Here is an 11,691-nt window from a genome sequence, read left to right on the forward strand (position 1 = left end):
AATATACAATAATGACTTCAATCAAAATAATGATAAAATTAACCATTATTAATTAGAAGACTATGGAATAACATGGCGACTATTTACCAAGTTTCTGACCTTGCAGGCGTATCGCTAGCAACGGTATCACGCGTACTTAACAAAAACGCACGCGTTAGTGATAAAACCCGCGATAAGGTTCTAGCCGCTATGGAAGAACTAGGCTATCGACCAAATTCAATAGCTCAATCGCTTGCCTCAAATCGCTCTAACAGTGTTGGAATCTTAGTTTCAGAACTCGACGGACCTATTTATGGCCAAATGATGGCTGGTATAGAATCTGAATTAAGAACAGCTGGTAAACACGCCATAATCACTACAGGTTACAGTGAAGAAGAAAAAGAAAAAGATGGTATCGAATTCTTATTAAGTAGAAATTGCGATGCCTTAATCTTACATGCCGAAGCAGTTTCCGATGAATATCTAATAGAGTTAAGTAAAGGTAAAGTACCTATTTACTTAGTCAGTCGCTACGTTAAAGAGTTAAAAGATAATTGCATTAGTATCGACAACCGTTTAGGTGGTTATCTAGCAACTAAAATTGTTCTAGACCAAGGCCATAAAGATATTGCGTACATATCAGGCCGTCTCAACAAACCAGATACAACTAACCGATTAATAGGTCATAAAAAAGCACTTGCTGAAGAAAATATCGAATTTGATGAACAACTCTCTTTTGTGGGCGACTACAGTGAAACAGGCGGTATGGCTGGCTTAAAATACTTTATTGATAACAAGCTCAACTTTTCAGCTTTGGTTTGTGCAAATGATGAAATGGCATCTGGTGCTATGAAATATGCTAGAGAACATGGATTTAACTTACCTGAAGATCTATCAATAGTCGGTTTCGATAATGTAAGTTTTGCCAATTATCTCTACCCTAAATTAACGACTATAGACAACCCAACCAATGAAATGGGTAAAATGGCGGCTAAATTAGTATTGAAAACAGTTTATAAACAAAAAAACATTAAGACACATAATATTTTTGAACCTAAAGTTATTATGCGCAAGTCAGTAATCATTCATAAAGGTTAATATTTAGTAACTATTTATCAGTCACTTGAATCTCTATAAATGATCCTCAAGATTGAGTCCATTACTAACAAATCCAAAGCTGCTATCTAACAAAATAGCTTTGGATAATTTAAGATAAAAAAACATAAAAAAACGCCAAAAATTAGCGTAAGATCCAACTAATTTAATTCATACTCATCCGAAGGTATTCGGAGGCGCACCATGACAAACATTGAAATTTTAGGCTTTGTATCCGCATTTTTAACCACCATTTCATTTTTACCTCAAACAATTCAGGTAATTAAAACACGAGACACTTCGTCTCTATCGCTTGCCATGTATAGCATTTTTACTGTTGGCGTAGCTTTTTGGTTAGTGTACGGAATAATCATAGGTGATAAGGCAGTTATTATTGCTAATTTGATCACCTTCGTTTTGTCATCCGTGATTTTGTCCATGAAAGTATATAACGATGTAAAAATTAAGCGTGAGAAGAACGTTATTAACTAACCCTGCCCCTCGTTCTAAAAAGACAATAGCCATTACATAGCTATTGTCTTTAAAGAATATTATAAAACTTAACTTCAATACTTTTCCCTGTTTACAATCGCTACTTTTACTTTATAAAAACTTACCCCCTCTATAGAAAGTAAATAAAATAATATACAATATTCCTCTTGTGCCAATACATTCTTTAATTATTAAATAATTCATAAATCATTAATTAATCGACTGCCGTTATTTAGGCTATGTTTAAATATAAATCTTGCTCTACTCATGAGCGACTATAATGAGTAAATAAGTATTTATAAGTTTCGATTTTCGCCAGAAACTTTAACTAGTTACTGAAATTAATAAAAAGTATTTATTTAATAGCTGTTTACTTGAAAGGTCCCTGTATGCTTTATCGATTAGCCATCGTTTTACTTTGTATTATCTCCATTACTTCTTCTGCTCAGAATATTACAGAAATAACAAAAACCTTTTCGAAAAAAGCCACATATGAACTCAAAAAACACAATATTCCTGGGGCTGCTTTTGTTGTGATTAAAGATAACAAGATCATCGCATTAAAAATGATTGGATATACTGACAAAAATAAAACCCAGAAAATTGATAAAGATACCGTTTTCCGATTAGCTTCAGTGTCTAAACCTTTTGCCGCAACTATCACCACAATGCTAGCGCAAGAAAAAGTATTAAACTTATCCGAACCTATCACTAAATACGTTCCTAACTTTGTCTTGGCTCAAAAAGGTGCTGCTGCAAAAATACAGTTAAAACACATCCTCAGTCATTCAACGGGTTTAATGCCAAATGCATACGATAACTTGCTACATGAAAACTGGAGTATGGAAAAGATCATTAGCCGATTTGACCGTGTAACACCTATTTGTAAACCTGACGTATGTTACGGCTATCAAAACATCGCTTATGGTTTTTTACAGTTTGCTATCGAAAACAGCCAGCCAAAAGATTATATAACCTTGATGAGAGAACGAATTTTTCTTCCATTAAAAATGGATAATGCAACTGTTGGTCACAACGCTTTTATCAACAACGAAAACACCGCTAAACCTCATGTATTAATTAAGAGTCGACGTACAAACAAAAAAGACAGCAAAGGTAAATACATAAAAGAAAATGTTTGGTACCCGGTAAAAGTCGAGCCGGACTATTACAAAGTAGCGCCAGCAGCAGGTATAAACGCTAGCATTACTGATTTAGCTAAATGGGTTAGCGCTAATATGGGTAATAACCCTGATGTATTATCACCGCATTTACTTGAAGAATTAACAACCCCAAGAATTAGAACTAAAAAAGATATTAAGCGTAGATACTGGAAAGAAAGTTTAAAAGACGCACACTACGGTTACGGATGGCGCATATATCAATTTGAAGACAGCCCTATTATTTATCATTCAGGCTGGGTTAAAGGCTTTCGTGCTGATATAGGATATTCGCCTGAACATAAAGTCGGCTTTGCTATGTTGATGAATGCCGAATCAAACTTAATTAATAAATTGTCTCACGACTTTTGGAAAGCAGTTCATAAAAATTAATTAAGCCAGAACCAATACAACTAATCCGCTTTAATCAATCCAAGTTTAAATCAAAGTGGCATTTACCTTAATTAGCTTATCAGCCGTTAAGCTAGTTAAGTTTTACCATCGCCATTACTACACTACACCTCAAACTTATACATCATCTCCCCCTTTTTAAACAGGGTAATAACCTACCTTCCTAAGTTAACAATTCAACTATACTTAAGTTTTTGACTTATCTTTAATATCAGTTCAAACTAACACCAATAGCAACTCATTAGACCAGTTACCATTAGTGAATATTAGGAAAAGAAATGTCGTATAAACCTTCAAAAAGTCTCATGTTAAAACTTTGGAAAATATTTGGTAATTTCGCCTTAGGTCGATGGTTCGTAGGTAAAGCTTTATGTTTTACAGTCCCTTATTTTGGCACTATAAAACCGAAACTCATTATAGTAAAACCGGGTCATATTGAACTCACCATGAAAAAGCGTCGTGCTGTTTATAATCATCTTAAAACAGTACATGCTATCGCGATGTGTAATGCAGCAGAGCTGTCTGCGGGTGTTCTTATAGATATTTCCTTAACCCGTGATTTTCGATGGATACCTGTGGGAATGACAGTGCAATACTTAAAAATTGCTAAAACCGACCTGCGCATAATATGTAAAGTGGGTGATTACCATTGGAATGAAGCACAAGATGTTGTTCTTCCTGTAGATGTTTACGACACAAATCACAATAAGGTTTTTCACGCAGACATTACTATGCGCATTACTCCTAGACAAACCGCAGAATAAATATAAAAAAGGTAAGCGCATAAAGCCTCTGCCTTTTTCCGTTAAACTTCATCGCATACTTCGTTAATTTTAAGCTCGTAAAAATATAGACGAGTACATCGAGAGGCCACTCATTTAAATATTTTGAATCACTGATTGGTATTAATTTTGAGCAGTTAATAACACAGACCTTACAACATAATAGATTTTATTTGTTTACCTGCTTTTGACCTAAGGCGAGCATAGCCTCTTAGCCAAACCACCTATTGATTATTGAGTTTTAAGCTCTTTGGATGCAGTAGGAATTTCTCCTCTTAATGTTAACTATTGCCACATTAGAGACATTAAGCAATTATATGGATAGTGTATTTGGATTAGATTTTGTATCAATAACGGCTTATTCTTTAGTACTAAACATTAAGTCCATCGAATGTTTACCAATATTATATAAGGATCTTGTTTCATTCTGCTCAATATATCCCTTGATCACCACACTTAGATGTTGGTCATTGTAGTTCCCTTCTGAAATATACTTTGTATCTTTGATAAGTCTTTGTATCACGTATATTGCTTGGTCGATTAACTTAATGTATTCATTGATTTCATTTACCTTAAAGATTTTAAAGTCAGCTGTCTCCATTTTGACTTGCACCGAATAAGGCAGCCCACCATTCAATTTCAGATGTAACTTCTTCGCTAATCCATGAGATAATGTTAATAAACTTTCGCATTTTTCAGCTAGCTTATTGTCATATGTATCAAAAGATTGAAGTTGAGTAGCTACAACATTTAATTCTCGGAAAGAATGTAAAACATTTTTAAAATAAGCATCATTTAAACGTAATTCATTGTTGCTTATTGAATTCGATAACCCACCAAAAAGTTTATAAAACAACTCATGAGGTTTATGAAATGAATAGTCTTCATGAATGGACAATATTTCATTCAACTCCATATCAAACTCTTCACGTAATAACATATACTCTTTGTGTATTTGCTGTTTTTTATGAATTGAAAGAAACTCTAAATTGAGTCTAAGAGATTCATTTTGATTTGTTGCTATCATCAACATAGAAGCCGCCATTTCTTTTTGACTTGCAGTCGTACTGCTTAGAAGTTGTGTTACTTTTTCTTGGTTAACAGTAGTTTCAGATATAGATTTAACCATTTGCTTATGTTGATAAATAAGAAATAATAAAGTTGAAATTGTAGCTCCCGCAGCAACGAGAGTGAATGTACCACCTAATAAAGCACCAAAATTCCCCCAATCCGAAGATTGAGCCGAAAAACACTCTTCCTTAAAACATAATCCATTACCAAATACTGAAAAATACTCAAACATTATATAAAATGGGATAATTAAAAAGATTAAGAAACCTATCACGTATGTTTTCATGTTTGATTATTATGCCTTTAATTTTAATAAAATAGATGTGTGTGGTTCATCTGACAGGTAAATAATAACTCATGAGGAAAAGTATTGCTAAATTGCTACAGCTAAGGTCTGCTTAGCGCACAAAGTGATCGTTAATATTTTAAATATGAACGACCGCTTTGGTGGTAAAGCAACCTTATTACGATTGATTATTATGACATAGTTCATATGATTGGCTGGTTATGCTAAGAGTAATTACATGAGTCTACCTATAGTTATTTTCCGAAGTTCCTCAAGCAATAATTCTTCCTAACAATTATATAAATATTGATACATAATAAGTGCTTAACCGTAACTAAGTCTGAGTTATGTAAAGCAGACTCATTATTAGCTAACTATTCAACGTGGCTAATTAAGATATAAGGATTTTTATATGAAAGGTGCTGGTGGTACTTCAGGTGGTTTAGGTCATTTTTTTATTGGCTTAGTAATGATGTGTGGTGGCTTTTATATGTTATTAAACGCGATTAAAGTCACTTCGAGTTTTGGTATGGGAATGGGTTTATACAGGTTCTCAGCAGGTGGCAGTGGTTTTAGCATAACCAGCGGCATGATCATGATCCCTTTCATTTTTGGCGTTGGACTTATCTTCTATAACAGTAGAAATATATTAGGTTGGATCTTAACAATAGGTTCTATTAGCGGGCTTATTTTTGGCGTTATCTCTTCAATTCGCTTCTCTTTTAGAAGCATGAGTTCATTTGATCTTATTGTTATATTGGTTTTAGCGGTTGGTGGCTTAGGTTTATTCTTACGTTCTTTAAAAGCACTCGATAAAAAGTATCCTGAATAGCACTTAATAATACTCAATAATCTCTATTTAAATTGCAACAGCCGTATTATTTATCACCTTGTGAATACGGCTGTTCCCCTCTTGTTTCGTATACCCACTAAAATTTAGCTACAACTCTATCTTCTAGCTTTATCCTTTAGCTTTTTGCTTCAAATAAGAATCAAATAAACAAGTAACATTTCTAAACTTTTATCTTTCTACCTCCTTTTGTTCTTAGGCTCGTTTGATCTACCAGAGTTAAATTTTAAATGATGGACTAGCACGACAAAGTGTTATGTTATAACATAACACTAATAACAAAATAGAGATGTCGTAACATGCTTCAAAATAAATTACCTGTCACCGTCCTGTCAGGCTTTTTAGGTGCCGGAAAAACAACTGTATTAAGTCACATTCTAAACAACCGTCAAGGTAAGAAAGTCGCGGTTATCGTTAATGATATGAGCGAAATAAACATTGACGCAACAACCATTAAAAATGATGTTTCATTAAACCGTAGTGATGAAAAACTCGTAGAAATGAGTAACGGTTGTATATGTTGCACGCTGCGTGAAGATCTTCTAATCGAAGTTAATAAACTCGCAAAAGATGGTCGTTTTGATTATCTCGTTATTGAATCTACAGGTATTTCTGAACCTCTACCTGTAGCAGAAACCTTCACCTTTGCCGATGAAGATGGTATTTCATTATCAGATATCGCCTCGTTAGACACCATGGTGACTGTTGTTGATGCAGTAAACTTTTTAAAAGACTATGACGAAGCGCAATATTTACAAGACACTAAAGAGTCTCTAGGTGAAGAAGATGAGCGCAGCGTAGCCGACTTATTAGTTGATCAAGTAGAGTTTGCAGATGTTATTCTGGTTAGCAAAACCGATCTGGTTAAGCCTTCTGATACAGAAAGACTTACAGCCATTCTAAAAGTACTTAACACTCACGCTAAAATTATTCCAATATCTTCAGGTGAAGTAGATGTTAACGCTGTACTCAACACAGGTTTGTTTAATTTTGAACGCGCCGAGCAAGCACCTGGCTGGCTAAAAGAAATGCGCGGCGAACACGTTCCCGAAACAGAAGAATACGGAATTAGCAGCTTCAACTACGTAGCGCGTAAACCTTTTGATCCTGAAAAGTTTTATCACTTCCTTCATAACACAGAGCAATTCGGCAAACTCATCCGTTCAAAAGGATATTTCTGGTTGGCAACACGACCTCAATTTTGTGGTCAATGGAGCCAAGCTGGTGGAATAGCACGCTATGGTTTCTCTGGTATGTTTTGGAAAGCTGTACCAAAAAACAGTTGGCCTACCGACGACGAATCTCTTAATGAAATCAACAAACAATGGGTTGACCCCTTTGGTGATATGCGACAAGAGCTCGTTTTTATCGGACAGAATTTAGATAAAAATAAAATAATCTCAGCCCTAGATAAGTGCTTACTGTCGGAAGATGAGTTACTAGCAGGCAAAAAATATTGGGCAACATTAAACGACCCTTTTCCTGAGTGGGAGGAAAATGTATGAATGCAGTAGTAAATATTAATGAAAATGAAATAACCGACGTTATATCTCGTCAATCAAGTGCAGCTAAAGATGCCAATGTGTTTACCGATATTTATCGAGAAGATACTAGTATTGTTGTTTGGCAGCGCGACGTTTCGAACGAACTAAACACAGCTATTAATCACTTTTTAAAAAATCATTCAAAAAAAACAGCCATACTTGCTGTAACACCTGAAAGTACTAGTAAAGTTCTTTGTGATACTTTTGGTGAATCGAATATGATGACGGCTTTAAGTGATGACATTACATTATTAGTTGATATGTTCTGTTGTTTATTTGATCTTGAATGCGCCGGCTTAAGATTAACAGTTCTTGATCGTGCTATGTGCCCTCGTTTTCATGTTGACCGTATTCCTTGTCGTTTAGTCACGACCTACCAAGGTATCGCAACTGAGTGGTTAAATCATAATGTGATAGACCGAAGTAAATTAGGTGCAGGTAATGAAGGCAAAAGCGACGAAGAGTCAGGACTTTTTAAAAGTGTTGAAGATATCAATCGACTCTCTGAAGGAGATGTTGCATTACTTAAAGGTGAAAACTGGGATGACACTCAAGGTGCGGGTTTAGTTCATCGCTCACCTGCAGTAACAACAGGTGAATGTAGATTATTATTAACTCTCGATTTTATTTCTGATTAAGCTGCCGATTTAGCAAAACTATGCCTTGTACTAATTTATATAACCTTAGCTCTATTTATATAGGTCGAGGCATAACTTAATCAATCTTTTATCTACTAACATACCAAGTACTCAAATTATTTAATTTGAGTTGGCAAACCTAATAAAATTTCTTCTTCTGTTTCTAACCACAACGGATGTTTTGCCATCACTTTAGTAAACATAGGGCTTTGCAGGTATTTATTTAGCCACTGCTTCACCTTAGGATAAGGCGATTGCAAATACCATTGACGCTCAACGCGGGCAAACTGTCGAATAAATGGCAGTAAAGCAATATCAGCTAAACTTTCTTTTTCACCAAATAAAAAACCTTCAGCTAAATGTTCACTTAAAGCTAAGCGTTGCTCTAACATTTGAATATATTTTTCACATTCTTCTCGGCATTCAGCCACATTATTTTCTTTGTAACGCTTGGCACATTTGTAAGCTTCTAAAGCCACTTTAAACTCATGATCAAATACATGAATAAGATTCAGCAGATCCGTTAAACCATCATCACTTTTACTAAGTAGCAAATCATCAGGATCTGTTTCATTTAACGCCCATAGCATTACATCTAAACTTTCATCTATCACCTCTTCGTTAGGTAATACTAAAACAGGAACGGTTGCCTTAGCTGACGCCGCTATCATCTCTTCAGGTTTATTACTTAATACAAGATCACGCAGTAATACGGGTTGTTTAGCTTTATAAATGGCGATACGAGCTCGCATGGCATAAGGACAATTTCTTAACGAATAAAGAATCGGATAGTTTTTTTTCTGAGTCATATAATGGCAAGCACTTAAGATAAATAAATGGGATTAATCAATACCTAGCTATATTGACATACTTATTTAAATAACTACATTTGTAATGAAATTCAATGTTTACACATTTTGCGCACTTTAACGGTATTCATCTGCCAAATAAGTGCGTAAAATCCCACCTTTAAAAATTTAACTGCCTTACACATGGCTAAAGTTGTAGAGAAATGAGTCAAAAAATTGAATTATTAGCGCCAGGTGGCGACATAGATGCAATAAAAGCCGCGATTATTGCGGGTGCAGATGCCGTTTACTGTGGTTTAGACACTTTTAATGCACGAAACCGTGCTGCTAATATTTCGTTTGATGAACTTGTTGGTTGTATTCGACTGGCTCATCAGTACGAATGCCAAATATTTCTTACGCTAAATATCATCATTTTAGAGCGTGAATTTAAGTCGCTGGCTAAATTGCTGAGTAAGCTAGCCAATACCACGCTAGATGGTGTTATCGTACAAGACTTAGGTTTACTTTACGTGTTAAACAAACACTTCCCTACTCTTGATATTCACGCTTCTACACAGTTAACCACGCATAATATTGGTCAAATTCCTTTCCTTAAAAAGTTAGGTTCTTCACGTGTTAATTTATCAAGAGAATTAAACTTAAGAGAAATTACAGCCATTACTGAAGTAAGTCGTGAAGAAGAAGTACTAACCGAAGTGTTTGTTCATGGTTCTTTATGTGTCGCTTTCTCAGGTTTATGTTACTCAACATCAGCAAGTGTAGGTAATTCAGGTAACCGTGGCAGATGTAGCCAAGCATGTCGCGAAGAATACAAACCGACTGAATCAGGCAATAAATTCCCGTTAAATATAAAAGACAACTCAGCCTTCTTCGACTTACCAGCATTAATTGATGCAGGTGTGCATTCATTTAAAGTTGAAGGTCGTATTAAAGGCGCAAGCTACGTACATACCGTTATAGATAGCTTCCGTAAACAAATTGATGGTTTTGTAGAAACAGGTGAATTACTAGAAGATGGCGAACGTCTTTATAAAGTATTTAACCGCGACTTTTCAAACGCTTTTTTACGAGGCGATTTAAATCAGTCGATGTTTATCGAAAACCCACGTGATAACTCTAAATATCATGCTATTGATAAAAGTAATGCCATCTCGGTAGTGCAAATACACGAAGTTGAGCAGAACTTAAGTAACGAAAAAGAAGAAATAAACACTTCTGTTTTCGATAAAATCAAACACCTAAGTATTGATAAACAACCACTGTCGTTAATCTTTAGCGGTAGCGCTGGTAGCCCACTAACCCTTAATGTTAAAACTCAAGGTTACGGGGAAGGTAAAGCGATTACAGAAGAGCAAAGCTTTGAACTTACATCAACTAACAACTTAGTTACTAGCGACAAAAACTGTATTGACGCTGATGCCATTGAAAAGCGCTTTAAAGGTTTTAACAACGCACACTTTAATTTAATAGAGTTAAATTGTGACTCGGTTGCAGACAACTTAAGTATTCCGTTTAAAGATTTAACAGCTCTTAAAAACGAACTGTCGTTAATACTTAATGACAATTCACCTGTTCATCCTGAAGTTATTTTACCTAAATTAACTCGTCATCCTAAACAAGAAGATCCTGCCATTAAAGCTAAGCTATCGATTCTTATTTCAGATGAAACAGACATTAATTTAAGCAACGTAACCGATGCCGATATTTACTTTAAATTACCTGATGCTTACAAACGTGGTTGTACAAAATACGTAGGATTTTTCAAAGAGAATCCAACCTTAATACCATGGTTCCCTTCAGTATTAATTGGTAAAGATTACGATGTGGCACTTAACATTTTAGAGCAAGTAAAACCTAAACTTATCGTAACCAACAATACTGGTATTGCGAATCGAGCTTTTGAGTTAGGTATTAGATGGATCGCGGGGCCTTTCTTAAATACTACTAACTCTTATGCGCTATTAGCCATGAAAGAATCGTTTGATTGTGAAGGTGCATTTATTTCTAACGAGATTAATCATCAGCAAATGAAAACTATTGCTCGTCCTGAAAACTTCAAATTGTTTTACAGTATTTATCACCCTATTTTGTTGATGACCAGTCGTCAGTGTTTCTTCCAACAAAGTGTAGGTTGTGAAAAGCCACGTATAGATAACGGCTGTATGTTGTCGTGCGATAAATCGACTAGCATCACCAACCTTAAAGGTGTTTCGTTTGCTATTGATAAACAAAAAGCCGGTTACCCAAGTATTTATAACAACGACCAGTTTTTGAATATCGATATAATTAACGATTTAGCTCCACTATTTGACGGCTTTATGATCGACCTAACAAACATTGGCGCTGGTGATAAAGAGTCTCCTGATAAAGCGGTATTAATTGAGCAATTTGAACAACTGCTTAAGAAAGACGAAAATAATAACCCAGAGCAGAAAATACAAATTAAAACCGTACTTGATAAGTTAGTGCCAGAACAAACTAACGTACAGTATTACAACGGGCTTTAATTCGTTCTTAACATACAAAAAAGGTGCTTAAAGTTAAACTTTAAGCCCCTTTTTATTCATCTCT

General features: G+C 35.1%; 10 protein-coding genes. 8 read left to right on the forward strand and 2 right to left on the reverse strand.

Annotated elements, in window-relative coordinates:
• Positions 1-72 precede the first annotated feature (72 nt).
• From Q5N69_RS12535 to Q5N69_RS12550, 4 genes are all read left to right on the forward strand, one after another.
• Positions 73-1,077: a LacI family DNA-binding transcriptional regulator gene (locus tag Q5N69_RS12535; protein WP_304369290.1), complete on the forward strand. Its 1,005-nt coding sequence runs from the start codon at positions 73-75 to the stop codon at positions 1,075-1,077.
• A 201-nt stretch (positions 1,078-1,278) separates the two neighbouring features.
• Entirely contained in the window at positions 1,279-1,566 is a 288-nt protein-coding gene (locus tag Q5N69_RS12540) for a SemiSWEET family sugar transporter (RefSeq protein WP_304369291.1), read from the forward strand.
• Positions 1,567-1,955: 389 nt separating this feature from the next.
• Positions 1,956-3,119, forward strand: a complete 1,164-nt coding sequence (locus Q5N69_RS12545; protein WP_304369292.1) for a serine hydrolase — start codon at positions 1,956-1,958, stop codon at positions 3,117-3,119.
• Between the two features lie 296 nt (positions 3,120-3,415).
• Entirely contained in the window at positions 3,416-3,901 is a 486-nt protein-coding gene (locus tag Q5N69_RS12550; RefSeq protein ID WP_304369293.1) for a hotdog fold domain-containing protein, read from the forward strand.
• A 376-nt stretch (positions 3,902-4,277) separates the two neighbouring features.
• On the opposite strand, the gene Q5N69_RS12555 is transcribed toward Q5N69_RS12550, so the two are convergent.
• Entirely contained in the window at positions 4,278-5,276 is a 999-nt protein-coding gene (locus Q5N69_RS12555; protein WP_304369295.1) for a hypothetical protein, read from the reverse strand.
• A gap of 412 nt (positions 5,277-5,688) precedes the next feature.
• On the opposite strand from Q5N69_RS12555, the gene Q5N69_RS12560 reads away from it, so the two are divergent.
• From Q5N69_RS12560 to Q5N69_RS12570, 3 genes are all read left to right on the forward strand, one after another.
• Positions 5,689-6,108: a hypothetical protein gene (locus Q5N69_RS12560; protein ID WP_304369296.1), complete on the forward strand. Its 420-nt coding sequence runs from the start codon at positions 5,689-5,691 to the stop codon at positions 6,106-6,108.
• A gap of 317 nt (positions 6,109-6,425) precedes the next feature.
• Entirely contained in the window at positions 6,426-7,631 is a 1,206-nt protein-coding gene (gene zigA / locus Q5N69_RS12565) for a zinc metallochaperone GTPase ZigA (protein ID WP_304369297.1), read from the forward strand.
• The gene (locus Q5N69_RS12570) at positions 7,628-8,308 is read left to right on the forward strand and encodes a DUF1826 domain-containing protein (RefSeq protein WP_304369298.1); all 681 of its coding nucleotides are present in this window, start codon (positions 7,628-7,630) and stop codon (positions 8,306-8,308) included. Before zigA ends, Q5N69_RS12570 begins: the two co-directional genes overlap by 4 nt.
• Before the next feature lie 116 nt (positions 8,309-8,424).
• On the opposite strand, the gene Q5N69_RS12575 is transcribed toward Q5N69_RS12570, so the two are convergent.
• Positions 8,425-9,117, reverse strand: a complete 693-nt coding sequence (locus Q5N69_RS12575) for a glutathione S-transferase (RefSeq protein ID WP_304369299.1) — start codon at positions 9,115-9,117, stop codon at positions 8,425-8,427.
• Positions 9,118-9,320: 203 nt separating this feature from the next.
• On the opposite strand from Q5N69_RS12575, the gene Q5N69_RS12580 reads away from it, so the two are divergent.
• A complete protein-coding gene (locus Q5N69_RS12580; protein ID WP_304369300.1) occupies positions 9,321-11,627 on the forward strand; it encodes a peptidase U32 family protein in 2,307 nt (768 codons plus the stop codon).
• Positions 11,628-11,691 lie beyond the last annotated feature (64 nt).

The sequence above is a fragment of the Pseudocolwellia sp. AS88 genome (genome assembly GCF_030551755.1).
Taxonomy (GTDB): Bacteria; Pseudomonadota; Gammaproteobacteria; order Enterobacterales; family Alteromonadaceae; genus Pseudocolwellia.

Bases quoted from the DNA above. Each gene is read 5' to 3' on its own strand.
- Q5N69_RS12535 (WP_304369290.1), top strand. From the start codon at position 73: ATGGCGACTATTTACCAAGTTTCTGACCTTGCAGGCGTATCGCTAGCA.
- Q5N69_RS12540 (WP_304369291.1), top strand. From the start codon at position 1,279: ATGACAAACATTGAAATTTTAGGCTTTGTATCCGCATTTTTAACCACC.
- Q5N69_RS12545 (WP_304369292.1), top strand. From the start codon at position 1,956: ATGCTTTATCGATTAGCCATCGTTTTACTTTGTATTATCTCCATTACT.
- Q5N69_RS12550 (WP_304369293.1), top strand. From the start codon at position 3,416: ATGTCGTATAAACCTTCAAAAAGTCTCATGTTAAAACTTTGGAAAATA.
- Q5N69_RS12555 (WP_304369295.1), bottom strand. From the start codon at position 5,276: ATGAAAACATACGTGATAGGTTTCTTAATCTTTTTAATTATCCCATTT.
- Q5N69_RS12560 (WP_304369296.1), top strand. From the start codon at position 5,689: ATGAAAGGTGCTGGTGGTACTTCAGGTGGTTTAGGTCATTTTTTTATT.
- zigA (WP_304369297.1), top strand. From the start codon at position 6,426: ATGCTTCAAAATAAATTACCTGTCACCGTCCTGTCAGGCTTTTTAGGT.
- Q5N69_RS12570 (WP_304369298.1), top strand. From the start codon at position 7,628: ATGAATGCAGTAGTAAATATTAATGAAAATGAAATAACCGACGTTATA.
- Q5N69_RS12575 (WP_304369299.1), bottom strand. From the start codon at position 9,117: ATGACTCAGAAAAAAAACTATCCGATTCTTTATTCGTTAAGAAATTGT.
- Q5N69_RS12580 (WP_304369300.1), top strand. From the start codon at position 9,321: ATGAGTCAAAAAATTGAATTATTAGCGCCAGGTGGCGACATAGATGCA.